The following is an 18,921-nucleotide window of genomic DNA, read 5'->3' as shown; positions in this document are numbered from 1 at the left end:
ACCTGAATCAACTGGTCCGAATGGTCAGGAATTTCCTCCGCTGCCCCCCAGCGGCGGGGCTTTGGACCAGCATAGACAAACAGGTCGCCACATCCGTTAGCCTGGAGTTCTACACATGCATCCCCGCGTTCTTGAGGTCACCGAACGGCTCATCGCCCGTAGTCGCGCCACTCGCCAGGCCTATCTCGCCCTGATTCGCGGTGCAGCCAGCGACGGCCCGCAGCGCGGCAAGCTGCAATGTGCGAACTTCGCCCACGGGGTGGCCGGTTGTGGCGCCGAAGACAAGCACAGCCTGCGGATGATGAACGCGGCCAACGTGGCAATTGTTTCGTCATATAACGACATGTTGTCGGCGCACCAGCCCTACGAGCATTTCCCCGAGTTGATCAAGAAGGCCCTGCGCGAGATCGGTTCGGTGGGCCAGTTCGCCGGTGGTACCCCGGCCATGTGCGATGGTGTGACCCAGGGCGAGGCGGGGATGGAGCTGAGCCTGCCGAGCCGCGAGGTCATTGCCTTGTCCACTGCGGTAGCGCTGTCGCACAACATGTTCGATGCCGCCCTGATGCTCGGTATCTGCGACAAGATCGTCCCCGGCCTGATGATGGGAGCCCTGCGCTTCGGCCATCTGCCGATGATTTTCGTCCCCGGTGGCCCCATGGTCTCGGGGATCTCCAACAAGCAGAAGGCCGATGTGCGCCAGCGCTATGCCGAAGGCAAGGCCAGTCGCGAAGAGCTGCTGGAATCGGAGATGAAGTCCTACCACAGCCCGGGCACCTGCACCTTCTATGGCACCGCCAACACCAACCAGCTGCTGATGGAGGTCATGGGCCTGCACTTGCCCGGCGCCTCCTTCGTCAACCCCAACACGCCGTTGCGCGATGCCCTGACCCATGAGGCGGCGCAACAGGTCACCCGCCTGACCCGCCAGAGCGGCGCCTTCACGCCCATTGGTGAAATCGTCGACGAGCGTTGCCTGGTCAACTCCATCGTCGCCCTGCACGCCACCGGTGGCTCCACCAACCACACCCTGCACATGCCGGCCATCGCCCAGGCTGCGGGCATCCAGCTGACCTGGCAGGACATGGCCGACCTGTCCGAGGTGGTGCCGACCCTGTCCCACGTCTATCCCAACGGCAAGGCCGACATCAACCACTTCCAGGCCGCCGGCGGCATGTCGTTCCTGATCCGCGAACTGCTGGAGGCCGGGCTGCTCCACGAAGATGTCAACACCGTGGCTGGCCCCGGCCTGAGCCGCTATACCCAGGAGCCGTTCCTGGACAACGGCAAGCTGGTATGGCGCGACGGCCCGATCGAGAGCCTCGACGAAAGCATCCTGCGTCCGGTGGCCCGGGCCTTCTCGCCGGAAGGCGGGCTGCGGGTCATGGAAGGCAACCTGGGGCGCGGAGTGATGAAGGTCTCCGCCGTGGCTCCCGAGCACCAGGTCGTCGAGGCTCCGGCCATGGTGTTCCAGGACCAGCAGGACCTGGCCGATGCCTTCAAGGCCGGCCAGTTGGAAAAAGACTTCGTGGCGGTGATGCGCTTCCAGGGCCCGCGCTCCAATGGCATGCCCGAACTGCACAAGATGACTCCATTCCTTGGTGTGCTGCAGGACCGTGGCTTCAAGGTGGCGCTGGTCACCGACGGGCGCATGTCCGGCGCCTCGGGCAAGATCCCGGCGGCCATCCACGTCAGCCCCGAGGCCCAGATCGGCGGGGCGCTGGCCCGGGTGCGGGACGGCGACATCATTCGCGTGGATGGCGTTAAGGGCACCCTGGAGCTTAAGGTGGACGCCGAACAGTTCGCCGCCCGCGAGCCGGCCAAGGGCCTCCTGGGCAACAACGTCGGTACCGGCCGCGAACTCTTCGCCTTCATGCGCATGGCCTTCAGCTCGGCAGAGCAGGGCGCCAGCGCCTTCACTTCTGCCCTGGAGACACTGAATTGAAACTGGCCCTGGTCGGTGACATCGGCGGTACCAACGCCCGGTTCGCGTTGTGGAAAGACCAACAGCTGGACGCGATCCAGGTCCATGCCACGGCGGACTACAGCTGTCCGGAAGATGCCATCAAGGCCTACCTGAAGGAACAGGGCCTGGCCCTGGGCGCGGTGGGTTCGGTGTGCCTGTCGGTGGCCGGGCCGGTCAGCGGCGACGAGTTCCGCTTCACCAACAATCACTGGCACCTCAACCGCCAGGCGTTCTGCCAGGCGCTGCAGGTCGAGCGCTTGCTGCTGGTCAACGATTTCTCGGCCATGGCCCTGGGCATGACCCGGCTGCAACCGGATGAATTCCGCGTGGTCTGCGAGGGCGTTGCCGAGCCGTTGCGTCCGGCGGTGGTGATCGGCCCGGGTACCGGCCTGGGCGTGGGCACCCTGCTGGACTTCGGTGATGGCCGTTACATGGCCCTGCCTGGGGAGGGCGGGCATGTCGACCTGCCCTTGAGCAGCCCCCGGGAAACCCAGCTCTGGCAACACATCCACGACGAAATCGGCCATGTCAGCGCCGAGACCGCTCTCAGCGGCGGCGGCCTGCCCCGGGTCTACCGGGCCATCTGCGCAGTGGACGGCCACGAGCCGCGCCTGGATACCCCCGAGGCGATTACCGCTGCGGGGTTGGCCGGCGACCCCATCGCCCGCGAGGTACTGGAGCAGTTCAGTTGCTGGCTGGGCCGGGTGGCGGGCAATAACGTGCTGACCACCGGCGGCCGGGGCGGGGTGTACATCGTCGGTGGGGTGATCCCGCGCTTTGCCGACTTTTTCATCCAGAGCGGCTTCGCCAAGAGCTTTGCCGACAAGGGCTGCATGAGCGACTACTTCAAGGGCATCCCGGTGTGGCTGGTGACCGCGCCCTATTCCGGACTGACCGGCGCCGGGGTGGCCCTGGAACAGGCATAATCGCCCTCCATTCATGACAACAACAAAGGACGGCATGGGTGAGTTCAGTCAGTAGGTCGATCTTGTTGGTCGATGACGATCAGGAAATCCGCGAGCTGCTGGAGACTTATCTCAGCCGTTGCGGTTTCCAGGTGCGCAGCACCGCCGATGGCGCGGGTTTTCGCCAGGCCCTGAACGAGGCGCCCAGCGACCTGGTGATCCTCGACGTGATGCTGCCCGACGAGGACGGTTTCAGCCTGTGCCGCTGGATTCGCCAGCACCCCAAGCGCGGCCAGGTGCCGATCATCATGCTCACCGCCAGTTCCGACGAGGCCGACCGGGTCATCGGCCTGGAACTTGGGGCCGATGACTACCTGGGCAAGCCGTTCAGTCCCCGTGAGCTGCAGGCACGGATCAAGGCCCTACTGCGCCGGGCGCAATTCGCCCAGGAACGGGCGGGCGGCGAGGTGTTGTGCTTCGACGAGTGGCGCCTGGACGTGATCAGCCACCGGCTGTTCCACAACGACGGCGAGGAAGTGATCCTCTCCGGCGCCGACTTCGCCCTGCTCAAGCTGTTCCTCGATCATCCCCAGGAAATCCTCGACCGCGACACCATCGGCAATGCCACCCGTGGCCGCGACCTGATGCCCCTGGATCGCATCGTCGACATGGCGGTCAGCCGTTTGCGCCAACGCCTGCGGGACACGGAAAAACCGCCGCGGCTGATTCGCACGGTGCGCGGCAGCGGCTACCAGTTGGCGGCCAATGTGGTAGCTGGCTGTGCTCGCTGAAACCCTCAAGGGTTGCCTGCAGCGGGTGCCCATGCCGCGTTCGCTGTTGGGCCGGATGCTGTTGCTGACCCTGCTGGTGGTGCTGCTGGCCCAGGCCCTGTCCAGCGTGATCTGGGTCTCGCGGTTGCGCGCCACCCAGCTCGAGGGCCTGGTGACCAGCGCCCGCAGCCTGGCCCATTCGATGACCGCCAGCGTCAGTTACCTGCGTTCTCTACCGGTGGCCTATCGGCCGCTGGTACTCGACCAGTTGCGCAGCATGGGCGGCACGCGTTTTGTCGTGACCCTCAACGACAAGCCGCTGGACATGCAGGTGTTGCCGGCCACGCCGCGCAAGGAGGCGGTACTGCAGGCGGTGGAGCAGGTACTGCGCCAGTCCCTGGGCAACGATGCGGATATCTCCGTGACCTTCGTACGGCCCGACGACCTGCGGATCTTCAACGGTGGCTTGAAGCTCGACGAGCTGCCACGGTCCTGGGCCCACTACGCCCTGACCCTGGAACCGGTGAACCCGCCGGTGCTGGTGACCCAGATCCAGATGGCCCCGGGCGAGTGGCTGTACATCGCTTCATTGCTGCCCGAGCCCTATACCAGCCTCGAAGAGCAGGGCCTGCCGGCGCAGCAGGTGTGGTTCATCCTGCTGACCAGTTGCTTCCTGTTGTTGTTCATCGGCCTGCTGGTGCACTGGCAGAGCCGGCCCCTCAAGCGCCTGGCCCGGGCCGCTCGCGAGTTGTCCCTGGGCGCCGATGTGCAGCCGGTGGCGCCGGGCGGCGGCAGCGAGGTGGTGGAAGTGGCGAGGGCCTTCAACAGCATGCGCGAGCGCATCAGCCGCTACCTGACCGAGCGCAGCCAGCTGTTCAGCGCCATCTCCCATGACTTGCGCACTCCCATCACCCGCCTGCGGCTACGGGTGGAGTTGCTGGAGGACGAACAACTGCAAGCCAAGTTCGGCCGTGACCTCGATGAACTGGAGCTGCTGGTCAAGGGCGCCCTGCAATGCGTCAAGGACACTGACATCCACGAGAACATCGAGCCGGTGGACTTGAACCAGGTGCTCGATTGCCTGGTGGAACCTTACCTGGCGCCCGCCGGCAATGGCCGGGTGACCCAGCAGGGACGGGCCCTGGCCAGCTACCCGGGCAAGCCCCTGGCGCTCAAGCGCTGCATGGGCAACTTGATCGACAACGCCCTGAAATATGGGCAGAACGCCCACCTGCATATCGAGGATGACGCCGGCGCCTTCATCCTGCATGTGGACGACGAGGGCCCCGGCGTGCCCCAGCAGCGGCTGGAGCAGGTCTTCGAGCCGCACTTTCGCCTGGCCGGCCAGCAACAGGGCTATGGCCTGGGGCTGGGCATCGCGCGCAACATCGCCCATAGCCATGGCGGGGAAGTCAGCTTGCAGAACCTGCGCGAAGGTGGCCTGCGGGTGACCTTGTACCTGCCGCGTTTCGCGGACTGAACAACTCTTCTTCTCCTGTAGCAGCGAGGCTTGCCTGGCAAGCGTCATGCCTGTGCCTGGCACGGCGCGGTGTCGTGCATCGCGAGCAAGCTTCGCTCCTACCGGCGCCCGCTGGTTTGTCACGGTCTGGTGACATTTGCCGTGTCCTTCGTTACCTGGGGCGAACCTTGGCTTGATTAGACTCAAGCCTTCGACAAGAACAACAACAGGTCGTCCATGGAACCTCTTTCCCTGCCGTTCAGCAGCTGGCTGAACGCTCCCGCACACCACAGCTGGCTGGCCGCCGAGGGCCTGCGGCTGCTGGATTTCGCCAAGGCTTCGCGGCTTGCCGAGGGCTTCGGCAACCTCGATGCCCGGGGCTGCCTGCCTGCTGGCGCCCGGGCCGAAACCATGAATACCGCGCGCATGACTCACAGCTTCGCCATGGCCCATATCCAGGGGCTGCCTGGCTTTGCCGAACTGGTGGACCACGGCGTCGCGGCGCTCTTAGGTCCGCTGCGCGATGCCGAGCACGGCGGCTGGTTCGCGGTGTCCGGGCAGGCCGACGGCAATGGCGGCAAGGCTGCCTACTTGCATGCCTTCGTCGCCCTGGCCGCCAGTTCCGCGGTGGTGGCCCGGCGCCCGGGGGCCGAGGCCTTGCTGGAGCAGGCGGTCGGCGTGATCGAGGAGCATTTCTGGAGCGAGCAGGAGGGCGCGATGATCGAGTCCTTCAGCCGCGACTGGAGCGAACAGGAGGCCTATCGCGGGGCCAACAGCAACATGCACGCCACCGAGGCCTTTCTCGCCCTGGCCGATGTCACCCAGGACCCGCGCTGGCTCAGCCGCGCCCTGCGCATCGCCGAGCGTTTGATCCACGGCCATGCCGCGGCCAACGACTTCATGGTGGTCGAGCACTTCAACCTGGATTGGCAGCCCTTGCGCGATTACAACCGGGACTGTCCCGCCGATGGTTTTCGCCCCTTCGGCACCACGCCGGGCCACGGATTCGAGTGGGCGCGGCTGTTGCTGCACCTGGAAGCCGCGCGGGGCCAGGCCGGAATGCTGACCCCTGGCTGGCTGGTGCTGGATGCCCAGCGCCTGTTCGACAGCAACTGCCGTCACGGCTGGAACGTGGATGGCGCCCCGGGCATCGTCTACACCCTGGACTGGGACAACCGCCCGGTGGTGCGCCAGCGCCTGCACTGGACCCACGCCGAAGCCAGCGCCGCCGCCAGTGCCTTGCTCAGGCGTACCGCAGAGGAGCGCTACGAAACCTGGTACCGGGTTTTCTGGGAGTTCTGCCAGGCGCATTTCATCGACCGCGAGTTCGGCAGCTGGCACCACGAGCTGGGCCTGGACAACCGTCCTGCGGCAGAAATCTGGGGCGGCAAGCCGGACCTTTATCACGCCTGGCAGGCCGTGCTGATTCCACGCCTGCCGCTGGCGCCGAGCATGGCCTTGGCCCTGGCCCGAGTGTCTGCCACGGGCTCTGTGTAACCATGCGGTGACATTTCCCCATCGCTTCGTTACCCGGGCGCTGGACTAGGCTGTTTAGACTCGTTTGCAGCGCAAGCACCAGACTTGCATGCATAACAACAAGAAAGGTACTTCAGATGAATGCGATTTCTCGCCTCGCCACTGTCATTTCCCTTGCCTCCCTGTTCCCCCTGAGTGCCCTGGCCGCCGACTCCAAAGGCTCCGTGGAAGTGGTCCATTGGTGGACGTCCGGTGGTGAAAAGGCTGCGGTCGATGTGCTCAAGGCCCAGGTGGAGAAAGACGGTTTCACCTGGAAGGACGGCGCCGTGGCCGGCGGTGGCGGTTCCACCGCGATGACCGTGCTCAAGAGCCGCGCCGTGGCCGGCAACCCGCCCGGTGTGGCGCAGATCAAGGGCCCGGACATCCAGGAATGGGGCAGCACCGGCCTGCTCAGCACCGATACCCTCAAGGACGTGGCCAAGAGCGAGAATTGGGACGGCCTGCTTTCGCCCAAGGTGGCCAATACCGTCAAGTACGAAGGTGACTACGTGGCCGTGCCGGTGAACATCCACCGGGTCAACTGGCTGTGGATAAACCCCGAGGTGTTCAAGAAGGCCGGGATCGCCAAGGCGCCCACCACCCTCGAAGAATTCTATGCCGCCGGCGACAAGCTCAAGGCCGCCGGCTTCATCGCCCTGGCCCACGGTGGCCAGCCCTGGCAGGACAGCACCGTATTCGAAGACGTGGTGCTCTCGGTGATGGGCGCCGAAGGCTACAAGAAGGCCCTGGTGGACCTGGACCAGAAGACCCTGGCAGGCCCGGAGATGACCAAGACCTTCGCCGAGCTGAAGAAGCTCTCCGGCTACATGGACCCCAACCGTGCCGGGCGTGACTGGAACATCGCCGCCGCCGACGTGATCAACGGCAAGGCCGGGATGCAGATGATGGGCGACTGGGCCAAGAGCGAATGGACCGCGGCCAAGAAGGTCGCCGGCAAGGATTACCAGTGCGTGCCGTTCCCGGGCACCGACAAGGCCTTCACCTACAACATCGACTCCCTGGCCGTGTTCAAGCTCAAGGCTGACCGCAAGGGCGACATCGCCGCCCAGCAGGACCTGGCCAAGGTCGCCCTGGGCAAGGACTTCCAGAAAGTCTTCAGCACCAACAAGGGCTCGATCCCGGTGCGCACCGACATGCTCAACGCCATGGACGCCGAAGGTTTCGACTCCTGCGCCCAGGCCGCCGCCAAGGACTTCCTGGCGGACGAGAAGACCGGCGGGCTGCAGCCGAGCATGGCGCACAACATGGCCACGTCCCTGGCGGTGCAGGGCGCGATCTTCGATGTGGTGACCAACTTCATGAACGACAAGGATGCGGACCCGGCCAAAGCCAGTGCGCAACTGGCGTCGGCGGTCAAGGCCGCGCAGTAAGGTCCGGGCCGCAGGAGTACCTGCGGCCATTCCCGAAACGCTCTCCCTGGCAGGAGCGAGGCTTGCCCGCGAAGGCGGTGCATCGGTGGGCATCGACTTGAATGTCGGTGCCCATTCGCGGGCGAGCCTCGTTTCTGCGGATACTCACTCCTTCACACTGGATTATCTCGATGAGCTCTGTGGCGGTTTTCAGCAAAGCCTCGCCGTTGGATGCCTTGCAGCGCTGGTTGCCCAAGTTGGTGCTGGCGCCGAGCATGGTGATCGTGCTGGTGGGCTTTTATGGCTACATCATCTGGACCTTCATTCTGTCCTTCACCAACTCCAGCTTCATGCCGAGCTACAAGTGGGTCGGCTTGCAGCAATACCTGCGGTTGATGGACAACGACCGCTGGTGGGTGGCGAGCAAGAACCTGGCGCTGTTCGGCGGCTTGTTCATCGGTATCAGCCTGGTGCTGGGGGTGTTCCTGGCGGTATTGCTGGACCAGCGCATCCGCCGCGAGGGCTTCATCCGCACCGTCTACCTGTACCCCATGGCGCTGTCGATGATCGTTACCGGTACCGCCTGGAAATGGCTGCTCAATCCCGGCCTGGGCTTGGACAAGATGCTGCGCGACTGGGGCTGGGAAGGCTTTCGCCTGGACTGGCTGGTGGACCAGGATCGCGTGGTCTACTGCCTGGTGATCGCCGCCGTATGGCAGGCCTCGGGTTTCGTCATGGCGATGTTCCTGGCCGGCCTGCGGGGTGTCGACCAGTCGATCATCCGTGCGGCCCAGGTGGACGGCGCCAGCCTGCCGACCATCTACCTGAAGATCGTCCTGCCGAGCCTGCGCCCGGTGTTCTTCAGTGCCTTCATGATCCTGGCGCATATCGCGATCAAGAGCTTCGACCTGGTGGCGGCGATGACCGCCGGCGGCCCTGGCTACTCTTCCGACCTGCCGGCGATGTTCATGTACTCCTTCACCTTCAGCCGTGGCCAGATGGGCATCGGTTCGGCCAGCGCCATGCTGATGCTGGGCGCGGTGCTGACCATCCTGGTGCCGTACCTGTATTCCGAACTGCGAGGCAAGCGCCATGACTGATTCGCTCGCCAGGCCGCGCCTGAATTTCAGCCGGATCGCCATCTACGCCACGCTGCTGCTGGCGGCGGCGGTATACCTGGTGCCGCTGGTGGTGATGCTGCTCACCAGCTTCAAGACCCCCGAGGATATCCGTACCGGCAACCTTTTGAGCTGGCCCCAGGTGGTCGATGGCATCGGCTGGATCAAGGCCTGGGACACCGTGGGTGGCTATTTCTGGAACTCGGTGAAGATCACCGTGCCGGCGGTACTGATCTCCACCCTGATCGGCGCGCTGAATGGCTATGTGCTGTCGATGTGGCGCTTTCGCGGTTCGCAGCTGTTCTTCGGCCTGTTGCTGTTCGGCTGCTTCCTGCCGTTCCAGACCGTGCTGCTGCCGGCCTCGTTCACCCTTGGCCGGTTCGGCCTGGCCAACACCACCACCGGCCTGGTGCTGGTGCACGTGGTCTACGGCCTGGCCTTCACCACGCTGTTCTTCCGCAACTACTACGTCAGCGTGCCGGATGCCCTGGTCAAGGCCGCGCGCCTGGATGGCGCGGGGTTCTTCACCATCTTCGGCAAGATCCTGCTGCCGATGTCGGTGCCGATCATCATGGTCTGCCTGATCTGGCAGTTCACCCAGATCTGGAACGACTTCCTGTTCGGCGTGGTGTTCGCCAGTGGCGACGCGCAACCGATCACCGTGGCCCTGAACAACCTGGTCAACACCAGTACCGGGGCCAAGGAATACAACGTTGACATGGCGGCGGCGATGATCGCCGGGCTGCCGACACTGCTGGTGTACATCTTCGCCGGCAAGTATTTCCTGCGCGGGCTGACGTCCGGCGCGGTCAAGGGGTAAGGCATGGCAACTCTCGAATTACGCAACGTCAACAAGACCTACGGTGCCGGCCTGCCGGACACCTTGAAGAACATCGAGCTGAAGATCGACGACGGCGAGTTCCTGATCCTCGTCGGCCCCTCGGGGTGCGGCAAGTCGACCCTGATGAACTGCATCGCTGGCCTGGAGACCATCAGCGGTGGGGCGATCCTGGTGGATGATGCCGACATCAGCGGCATGAGCCCCAAGGACCGGGACATCGCCATGGTGTTCCAGTCCTACGCGCTGTACCCGACCATGAGCGTGCGCGACAACATCGCCTTCGGCCTGAAGATCCGCAAGATGCCCACCGCCGAGATCGATACCGAGGTGGCGCGGGTGGCCAAGCTGCTGCAGATCGAGCACCTGCTGGCGCGCAAGCCGGGCCAGCTCTCCGGTGGCCAGCAGCAGCGCGTGGCCATGGGCCGGGCCCTGGCGCGGCGGCCGAAGATCTATCTGTTCGACGAGCCGCTGTCCAACCTCGACGCCAAGCTGCGGGTCGAGATGCGTACCGAAATGAAACTGATGCACCAGCGCCTGAAGACCACCACGGTGTATGTCACCCACGACCAGATCGAGGCCATGACTTTGGGGGACAAGGTGGCGGTGATGAAGGACGGGATCATCCAGCAATTCGGGACTCCGCAGCAGATCTACAACGATCCGGCCAACCTGTTCGTGGCAAGCTTCATCGGCTCGCCGCCGATGAACTTCATTCCCCTGCGCCTGCAACGCCAGGAGGGACGGTTGCTGGCCTTGCTGGACAGTGGCCAGGCCCGCTGCGAGCTGCCGTTGGGGCCGCGTGACGCCGGGCTCGAGGAACGCGAGGTGATCCTCGGCATCCGTCCGGAGCAGATCGCCCTGGCGCCCGTCGAGGCCAACGGCCTGCCGAGCATCCGGGCCGAGGTCGAGGTGGTGGAGCCCACCGGGCCCGATACCCTGGTATTCGTCACCCTCAATGGCACCAAGGTCTGTTGCCGCCTGGCCCCGGACCAGGCGCCCGCGGCCGGGCAGAACCTGACCTTGCAGTTCGACCCGGCCCGGGTCCTGCTGTTCGATGCCCAGAGCGGCGAGCGCCTGGGCGCGGCCGGCCCTGCCATGGCCCAAGGCCACGGCGGCAATGTGGCGCAATTCAAGGGGCGATGAATTCGGGGCGGATGGCCTGTCATCCGTCGCAAGGACTGTAAACCGCGTTGGATAAACCGTTAATAACAATAAAGACGAGGATGTAGGGATGAAAAAGCAACACGGCAATACCCGCCTGCTCTGCCAGTTTTCGGCGGTGGCGGCGCTGGTCCTGTCCGGCCAGGCCATGGCCGACGAAGCGTTCGGCGCCAACTCCAAGTGGATGACCGGCGATTGGGGCGGTACGCGCACCAAGCTGCTGGAGCAGGGGATCGACATCAAGGCCGACTACGTCGCGGAGATGGGCGCCAACCTCCACGGTGGCTACAACGACGACAAGACCGGGCGCTACAGCGACCAGTTCGGCCTGGGCGTGGCGTTCGACCTGCAAAAACTGCTGGGCTGGGACAACACCCAGGCCAAGATCCAGCTGACCAATCGTAATGGCCAGAACATCTCCAACGATCGCGTCGGCGATCCCCGGGCCGGCACCTTGAGTTCTTCCCAGGAGGTCTACGGTCGCGGGCACATGGTGCGCCTGACCCAATTGTGGATCCAGCACCAGTTCCTGGACGGCAAGCTGGATGTCAAGGCCGGTTACTTCGGCGAGGGCGAGGACTTCAACACCTTCCCCTGCGAGTTCCAGAACCTGGCCTTCTGTGGTTCCCAGGTGGGCAACTGGGCGACCAACATCTGGTACAACTGGCCGGTCAGCCAGGCGGCGCTGCGCATCAAGTACCACATCACCCCCGAGTTCTATGCGCAGATCGGCGCCTACAACCAGAACCCGTCGCAGACCGAGCACGGCAATGGTTTCAAGCTCAGCGGCAGCGGCACCAAGGGCACGGTATTGCCGGTAGAGCTGGTGTGGTCGCCCAAGGTCAACAACCTGCCGGGCGAGTACCGTGTGGGTTACTACAAGAGCACGGCCAAGGCCAATGACGTGCGCGAGGACGCCAATGGCCAGGATGCCGCCACCACCGGCAGCGCCTATCGCGTGCACAACAGCAAGCACGGCTACTGGTTCGTCGCCCAGCAGCAACTTACCAGCCATAACGGCGACGCCTCGCGTGGCCTGAACATCGCCGCCAACGCCACCTTCCATGACAAGGACACCAACATCATCGACAACTACCAGTCGCTGATGTTCGTCTACAAGGGGCCGTTCGATGCCCGGCCAAAGGATGACGTGGGCATCGGTTTCGCCCGCATTCATGTCAACGACGACGTGAAGAAGAACGCCCAGCTGGCCAACGCCGCCATCGGCGTGAGCGACTACGACAACCCGCTGTACTCGCCGCTGCGCGAGACCGAGTACAACTACGAGATCAACTACGGTTTCCATGTGACCGACTGGCTGACCGTGCGCCCCAACCTGCAGTACATCACCCATCCGGGCGGTGTGGACCAGGTCGACAACGCCCTGGTGGCCGGCCTGAAAATTCAGTCGGTGTTCTGACGCTGTTGCGATAAGCTCCTTTCTCTGTGCGCATATTGCGGATGGCCTTGGCTATCCGCTTTTTTTTGCCAGGCGCTCTCGCGACGGCCGCCAGCTGTACGACTACCCCCCCATGATTTCCAGGACCGCGGCACATGCATGAGCATCCCCTGCAACGTTTTTTCAAGACCCTGCGCGAGCGCCCGGTGTTTGCCTGGGAGCGCTACCAGATGCGCGATGTGCTGGTGATCGATCATCCACTGTGCCAGGCCGTGTTCAGTCGCCAGGGCGCACAGCTCCTGCACTTCCAGCCCGCCGGGCAGAAACCCTGGCTCTGGTGCGCGGCGAAGTGGCCGCAGGTGGGGGCGATCCGTGGTGGGGTGCCGGTGTGCTGGCCCTGGTATGGTCGGCACCCGAGCGAGAATGCCTGGCCTTCCCATGGTTGGGCGCGCTTGCTGGACTGGAAGCTGCTGGGCAGCGACAGCGATGCAGACGGTGTGCGCCTGCATTGGCAATTGCAGCTGTGCGACTGGAAGGTCGAGCTGCATGCGCACCTGGGTCGGGGCATGGACCTGCGCTTGAGCACCGAGCACCAGGACAGCGAACCCTGCCAGTTGAGCCAGGCCTTGCACGCCTACTGGCGTATTGGCGATGTTGGCGAGGTAGCGCTGTCTGGGCTCGATGGCGTCGAGGGCTACGATCATTTGAATCGCCAGGCCTGCCGGCAACAAGGCGAGTTGCGGGTCGACGGTGGCTGCCAGCGGGTATTCCAGCACGAGGGTGAGTTGCAGATCGAGGATCGTGCCTGGCAGCGTGCGCTGCGCATCGATACCGGCGAGGACGCCGATACCGTGGTCTGGCATCCCGGTACCCGGCCACTGCTGGGGGTGAGCTGGAGCGAGGTGTCGCGTTTCGTCTGTGTCGAGGCGGCTGCCGGCGGCACCGACAGCCTGCGCCTGGCGCCGGGGGAGCGGGCTCACTTGAGCCTGCAGGCGCGCGCGGCGGGGTAGGGCAAAGAGGCTCCCGCGGGTTGCGGGAGCCTGTGGTTTCAGTCGAGCTCGTCGCCTGCCGGGTAGCGGCTGGCGTTGAGGCTTTCCTTGATCTTGCGCAGGTGCGGCTGGAAGTCCACGCCACGACGCAGGGTCATGCCGGTGGCCAGGACATCGAGCACCGTGAGCTGGATGATCCGCGAGGTCATGGGCATGTAGATATCGGTGTCTTCCGGCAGTGGCAGGTGCACGCTCAGGCTGCATGCCTTGGCCAGCGGCGAGCCGGCGGCGGTGATGCCCAGCACCGAGGCGCCGTTCTCCCGAGCCTGGCGCGCGACCTCCACCAATTCGCGGGTGCGGCCGGTGTAGGAGATGATCACGAACAGGTCGCCGGTGTGCGCCACCGAGGCGAGCATGCGCTGCATCAGTACGTCGGGGTGGGCCGACACCGCCAGGTTGAAGCGGAAGAACTTGTGCTGGGCGTCCATGGCCACCGGAGCCGAGGCGCCGAGGCCGAAGAAGTGGATCTGTCGGGCCTGGATCATCATGTCCACGGCGCGGCTGACCTGCTGCGGGTCGATCTGCTGGCAGGCGCTGTCCAGCGAGGCGATGGCGCTGGCGAAGATCTTCTGGGTGTAGGCTGCCGGGTCATCGTCGGCTTCCACCGCACGGCTGACGTACGCCGCGCCGCTGGCCAGGCTCTGGGCCAGTTGCAGCTTGAGTTCGGGGTAGCCGCTGACGCCGAACGAACGGCAGAAGCGGTTGACCGTCGGTTCGCTGACCGATGCGGCCTGGGCCAGGGCGGCGATGCTGAAGCGGGTGGCCTGCTGCGGGTTGAGCAGGATGACTTCGGCGACTTTGCGTTCCGCCTTGTTCAATTCTTCAAGGCGGTTCTGGATCTGCTCCAGTAGATTTCGCACTCGGTCCATTCAGGTTTCCTAGATCGGCTAGACAGGTGAAACGGGGAAGCCGGGAGGCGGTCAATCCGGGAAGGGCGTTGGCGATCGTGGTGCCGCCGGGGTCCCGGGATTACGCTGCGTGCCGGGCTCGCCGCGCCTGCAATGCGAAGTTGAAAGGTGGCCTATCGTACTGGTGGCCCGGAGTGAGGACCACCTGGAATCGATATTTTGTGAGAATGTTGTATTTATTACTACATTTTCCCTTGAGTGATACCTTGAAAAAAGGTATTTGTAGCTTAACTTGATAAAAGAACAAACATCATGCCTTCGATAACGGTTGAACCCTGCACCTTTGCCTTGTTCGGCGCGCTGGGCGATCTGGCGCTGCGTAAGCTGTTTCCTGCCTTGTACCAGCTCGATGCCGCCGGCCTCTTGCATGAGGACACACGGATCCTGGCCCTGGCCCGCGAGCCGGGCAGCGAGCAGGAGCACCTGGCCAATATCGAGGCTGAGTTGCACAAGTACGTCGGCGCCCATGACATCGACGCCGCCGTGTTGAAGGGGTTCCTGGCCCGCCTGAGCTACCTGCATGTGGATTTCCTCAAGGCCGAGGACTATGTGGCCCTGGCCGAGCGGGTTGGCAGCGAGCAGCGCCTGATCGCCTACTTCGCCACCCCGGCGGCGGTGTACGGGGCAATCTGCGAGAACCTGTCGCGGGTCGGACTCAACCAGCAGACCCGGGTGGTCCTGGAAAAACCCATCGGCTCGGACCTGGATTCCTCACGCAAGGTCAACGATGCCGTGGCGCAGTTCTTCCCGGAGAACCGCATCTACCGGATCGACCACTACCTGGGCAAGGAAACGGTACAGAACCTGATTGCCCTGCGTTTCGCCAACAGCCTGTTCGAAACCCAGTGGAACCAGAACTACATCTCCCACGTGGAAATCACCGTGGCGGAGAAGGTCGGCATCGAAGGCCGCTGGGGCTATTTCGACAAGGCCGGCCAGTTGCGGGACATGATCCAGAACCACCTGCTGCAATTGCTCTGCCTGATCGCCATGGATCCGCCGGCCGACCTCTCGGCCGACAGCATCCGCGATGAGAAGGTCAAGGTGCTCAAGGCCCTGGCGCCCATCAGTCCCGAAGGCCTGACCACCCAGGTGGTGCGTGGCCAGTACATCGCCGGCCACAGCGAAGGCCAATCGGTACCTGGTTACCTGGAGGAAGAAAACTCCAACACCCAGAGCGATACCGAGACCTTCGTCGCGCTGCGTGTCGATATTCGCAACTGGCGTTGGGCCGGGGTGCCGTTCTACCTGCGCACCGGCAAGCGCATGCCGCAGAAACTGTCGCAGATCGTCATCCACTTCAAGGAACCCTCGCACTACATCTTCGCCCCCGAGCAGCGCCTGCAGATCAGCAACAAACTGATCATCCGCCTGCAACCGGACGAAGGCATCTCGTTGCGGGTGATGACCAAGGAGCAGGGCCTGGACAAGGGCATGCAATTACGCAGCGGCCCGTTGCAGCTGAATTTTTCCGATACCTATCGCAGCGCGCGGATTCCCGACGCTTACGAGCGGTTGTTGCTGGAAGTGATGCGCGGCAACCAGAACCTGTTTGTGCGCAAAGATGAAATCGAAGCCGCGTGGAAGTGGTGCGACCAGTTGATCGCCGGCTGGAAGAAGTCCGGCGATGCGCCCAAGCCCTATGCGGCCGGGTCCTGGGGGCCGATGAGTTCCATTGCACTGATCACGCGGGATGGGAGGTCATGGTATGGCGATATCTGATTTGCAATTGCCGGCGGGCGTGCGCGCCCACGAATTTCGCAGCTCGACCCTGCTGGCTGCGGGCCTGGCCTTGAAGGTCGCCGAACAACTGCGCGAGGCCATTGCCGCGCGGGGCCAGGCGAGCCTGGTGGTTTCCGGTGGCCGCAGCCCTGTGGCGTTCTTCCAGGCCCTGGTCAAGCAGGAGCTGGATTGGTCCAAGGTGCTGATCAGCCTGGCCGACGAGCGCTGGGTTCCGGTGGAGCATGCCGATAGCAACGCCGGCTTGCTCAAGCAGCACTTGCTGGTGGGACCGGTGGCCAAGGCGCGTTTCCTTGGCCTCTATAGCGCCGCGGCCAGCCTGGAAGAAGCCGCCCAGCAAGCCGACGAGGCTCTGGCGCAGTTGCCCGGGATCGACGTGCTGGTGCTGGGCATGGGCGATGACGGGCATACGGCCTCGTTGTTCCCCGGCAGCCCGAACCTGGCCGAGGCGCTCGAGCCCGCTGGCAGCCGGCGGTGCTGGCCGATGCTGGCGCCCACTGTGCCCCGTCAGCGCCTGAGCATGAGCCGGGCCCTGCTGGCGTCGGCCCGTAGCAGCCTGCTGTCGATTTCCGGTCAGTCCAAGCTGACCACCCTGGGTGCCGCACTGGCTGGCGACGTGGTCGCCGACATGCCGATTCGCGCCTTCCTGCAAACCCCGTTAGAGATTTACTGGTGCCCATGAGCCAAGGATCAGCCGCGATGACAAACCTCCCTCCGACCGTTTCCATGGCGGACAAAGTAGCCCTGCTCGACAGCCTCTGCGCCAAGGCGCGGATCCTGCCGGTGATCACCATCGCCCGTGAGCAGGACGTGCTGCCCCTGGCCGATGCCCTGGCCGCGGGTGGCCTGACGGCCCTGGAAGTCACCCTGCGTTCGCAGTTCGGCCTCAAGGCCATCCAGATCCTGCGTGAGCAGCGGCCGGAACTGGTGACTGGTGCCGGCACCGTGCTCGACCCGCAGATGCTGGCGGCGGCGGAGGCCGCGGGTTCGCAGTTCATCGTCACCCCGGGCATCACCCGCGAGCTGCTGCAAGCCAGCGTCGCCAGCCCGATCCCGCTGTTGCCGGGAATCAGCAACGCCTCCGGGATCATGGAGGGTTATGCCCTGGGTTATCGCCGCTTCAAGCTGTTCCCGGCTGAGGTCAGCGGCGGCGTGGCGGCGATCAAGGCCCTGGGCGGTCCGTTCGGCGAGGTCAAGTTCTGCCCTACTGGCGGTGTCGGCCCGGCCAATATCAAGAGCTACATGGCGTTGAAGAACGTGATGTGCGTGGGCGGTAGCTGGATGCTCGATCCGCAGTGGATCAAGGACGGCGACTGGGCCCGTATCCAGGAGTGCACGGCACAGGCCCTGGCCCTGCTGGACTGAAGCTTCAATCCTATTCGTTGGTGTGTTCTACGGCTTTATGGTGCGCTTGGTCGGCGCACCTTTTTTTTGCCCGGAAAAAGTGCCGGCCTGAACTCCCCGGAACCGCTGGCGCAAAGGGCTGGTGGCGGCCCTGCGGCAGCGGCTCCGGAAGTCCTCAGCTGGTGGCCAGCTCCTCGAGGGCGACGACCAGGCGCTGGATATGCTCCAGCGGCGTCACCAGGCCCGGGGTGATGCGGATACAGGGCCCGAAGCCTGCGCCCTTGCGGATCACCGTGAACAGGTCGTAGTCGCGCAGCAGCCGGTCCACCAGGACTTGCTGGTCCTGGTGGCCAGTGAAGCGCAGGGCGCTGATGGCGCAGCACAGGCGCGGGTCCGCTGGCGTCATCACCTCGATGCCCGGCAGTTGGCGCACGGCTTCGGTCCAGGTTTCGCGCAAGTAGTTCAGGCGCGCACCCTTGGCTGCCGCACCGCCTATGGCCCGGTGTTCCTCGAACACCAGCGGCAAGGTCATCAAGGCTGGAATGTTGGGTGTGCTGTAGGGCGTGCGGGCGCGGATGTCGTCCACTGGAAAGTGGAATTCGTCCATGTCGGGGTCGATGGCGTCCAGGCGCTCGGGATCGATGTAGAGAAAGCCCAGGCTCAATGGCGCGCCGATCCACTTGTGCAGGTTGAAACCGGCGAAGGCGATGCCCAGTTGCTGCAGGTCGAAATCGATCTGGCCCAGGGCATGGGCGCCGTCGAGGATGATATCGACCTGGTATTCCTTGGCCAGGGCAGCGATGGCCTGGACCGGCATCACCAGGCCGCTGCGGTGGGTTACGTGGGTCAGGGGTATCAACTTCAGGCGCGGATAACGCTCGAATGCATCCTTGTAGGTCGCTACAAGGCTGTCAAAACTGGCAGGGTGCTGATGCTGGATTTCTATCACCTCCACGCCACGGTGGCGAGCCAGCCAGCGGATGGCGCTTTTCACCGTGTCGTACTCCAGGTCGCTGAGCAGCACCTGGTCCCCGGGTTGCAGGCGATTGTAGTTGCGGATCAGTGATTGCAAGGCGTCGGAGGCACAGCGGGTCAGGGCCACGGCGTTATCCGGGACTTCCAGCAAGTGCGCCAGCTGGTGGCGGATCTGCAAGGCTTCGACCTGCTCGAAGCGCTGGCGCACATGCACCGAATTGCTGCTGTTGACCCAGAGGATATTGCGTTGGTAGTCCTCGGCCACCTTGCGGGTCATGCGCCCGAAATAGCCGTTCTCGAGGTTGATCGGTCCGGACTCGAGGTCGAATTGCCGGGCAATGCCCCGCCAATGCTCTTCGTCGCGGGCCAGCGTAGTGACAGTCCTTGGCATGCTGGGCTCTTTA

General features: G+C 64.4%; 16 protein-coding genes. 14 read left to right on the top strand and 2 right to left on the bottom strand.

Annotated features, from left to right (window positions below; translation table 11 throughout):
- The first annotated feature begins 115 nt into the window (after positions 1-115).
- The 11 genes from edd to C4K40_RS23840 all read left to right on the top strand — a co-directional run bounded on the left by edd (position 116) and on the right by C4K40_RS23840 (position 13,511).
- Positions 116-1,942 (top strand): phosphogluconate dehydratase, encoded by a 1,827-nt coding sequence (gene edd, locus C4K40_RS23890; protein WP_053137238.1) that lies wholly within the window; start codon positions 116-118, stop codon positions 1,940-1,942.
- Positions 1,939-2,889 (top strand): glucokinase, encoded by a 951-nt coding sequence (locus tag C4K40_RS23885; protein ID WP_053137235.1) that lies wholly within the window; start codon positions 1,939-1,941, stop codon positions 2,887-2,889. Before edd ends, C4K40_RS23885 begins: the two co-directional genes overlap by 4 nt.
- Positions 2,890-2,927: 38 nt before the next feature.
- Positions 2,928-3,659, top strand: a complete 732-nt coding sequence (locus tag C4K40_RS23880) for a response regulator (RefSeq protein WP_031320364.1) — start codon at positions 2,928-2,930, stop codon at positions 3,657-3,659.
- A gap of 31 nt (positions 3,660-3,690) precedes the next feature.
- Positions 3,691-5,118: an ATP-binding protein gene (locus C4K40_RS23875; protein WP_124421392.1), complete on the top strand. Its 1,428-nt coding sequence runs from the start codon at positions 3,691-3,693 to the stop codon at positions 5,116-5,118.
- A gap of 216 nt (positions 5,119-5,334) precedes the next feature.
- Complete coding sequence (locus C4K40_RS23870) at positions 5,335-6,594, top strand: AGE family epimerase/isomerase (RefSeq protein ID WP_053137229.1); 1,260 nt, start codon at positions 5,335-5,337, stop codon at positions 6,592-6,594.
- 116 nt (positions 6,595-6,710) lie between these two features.
- Complete coding sequence (locus C4K40_RS23865) at positions 6,711-8,003, top strand: ABC transporter substrate-binding protein (protein ID WP_053137226.1); 1,293 nt, start codon at positions 6,711-6,713, stop codon at positions 8,001-8,003.
- 170 nt (positions 8,004-8,173) lie between these two features.
- Positions 8,174-9,082, top strand: a complete 909-nt coding sequence (locus C4K40_RS23860; protein WP_022640439.1) for a carbohydrate ABC transporter permease — start codon at positions 8,174-8,176, stop codon at positions 9,080-9,082.
- Entirely contained in the window at positions 9,075-9,920 is an 846-nt protein-coding gene (locus C4K40_RS23855) for a carbohydrate ABC transporter permease (RefSeq protein WP_022640438.1), read from the top strand. Before C4K40_RS23860 ends, C4K40_RS23855 begins: the two co-directional genes overlap by 8 nt.
- Positions 9,921-9,923: 3 nt before the next feature.
- The gene (locus tag C4K40_RS23850) at positions 9,924-11,084 is read left to right on the top strand and encodes an ABC transporter ATP-binding protein (RefSeq protein WP_053137223.1); all 1,161 of its coding nucleotides are present in this window, start codon (positions 9,924-9,926) and stop codon (positions 11,082-11,084) included.
- A gap of 88 nt (positions 11,085-11,172) precedes the next feature.
- Positions 11,173-12,522 (top strand): carbohydrate porin, encoded by a 1,350-nt coding sequence (locus C4K40_RS23845; protein ID WP_053137220.1) that lies wholly within the window; start codon positions 11,173-11,175, stop codon positions 12,520-12,522.
- 134 nt (positions 12,523-12,656) lie between these two features.
- Complete coding sequence (locus C4K40_RS23840) at positions 12,657-13,511, top strand: D-hexose-6-phosphate mutarotase (protein WP_022640435.1); 855 nt, start codon at positions 12,657-12,659, stop codon at positions 13,509-13,511.
- 38 nt (positions 13,512-13,549) lie between these two features.
- Here C4K40_RS23840 and hexR read toward each other — a convergent pair whose 3' ends face one another.
- On the bottom strand, positions 13,550-14,410 hold the full coding sequence (gene hexR, locus C4K40_RS23835; RefSeq protein ID WP_172681684.1) for a DNA-binding transcriptional regulator HexR: 861 nt from the start codon (positions 14,408-14,410) through the stop codon (positions 13,550-13,552).
- Between the two features lie 300 nt (positions 14,411-14,710).
- On the opposite strand from hexR, the gene zwf reads away from it, so the two are divergent.
- The 3 genes from zwf to C4K40_RS23820 are packed head-to-tail and all read left to right on the top strand — an operon-like array spanning position 14,711 to position 17,563.
- Entirely contained in the window at positions 14,711-16,180 is a 1,470-nt protein-coding gene (gene zwf / locus C4K40_RS23830; RefSeq protein ID WP_022640433.1) for a glucose-6-phosphate dehydrogenase, read from the top strand.
- Positions 16,167-16,880 (top strand): 6-phosphogluconolactonase, encoded by a 714-nt coding sequence (pgl, locus tag C4K40_RS23825; protein WP_031320362.1) that lies wholly within the window; start codon positions 16,167-16,169, stop codon positions 16,878-16,880. The genes zwf and pgl overlap by 14 nt, the downstream gene beginning before the upstream one ends.
- Positions 16,881-16,897: 17 nt before the next feature.
- Positions 16,898-17,563 (top strand): bifunctional 4-hydroxy-2-oxoglutarate aldolase/2-dehydro-3-deoxy-phosphogluconate aldolase, encoded by a 666-nt coding sequence (locus C4K40_RS23820; RefSeq protein ID WP_022640431.1) that lies wholly within the window; start codon positions 16,898-16,900, stop codon positions 17,561-17,563.
- A gap of 154 nt (positions 17,564-17,717) precedes the next feature.
- Here C4K40_RS23820 and C4K40_RS23815 read toward each other — a convergent pair whose 3' ends face one another.
- Positions 17,718-18,908 (bottom strand): aminotransferase class V-fold PLP-dependent enzyme, encoded by a 1,191-nt coding sequence (locus C4K40_RS23815; protein WP_053137217.1) that lies wholly within the window; start codon positions 18,906-18,908, stop codon positions 17,718-17,720.
- Positions 18,909-18,921: the final 13 nt, after the last annotated feature.

The sequence above is a fragment of the Pseudomonas sp. CMR5c genome (assembly GCF_003850545.1).
GTDB lineage: Bacteria > Pseudomonadota > Gammaproteobacteria > Pseudomonadales > Pseudomonadaceae > Aquipseudomonas > Aquipseudomonas piscis.
Note: the sequence above shows the minus strand (reverse complement) of the source record. Positions and strands in the feature narration are given on the sequence as shown.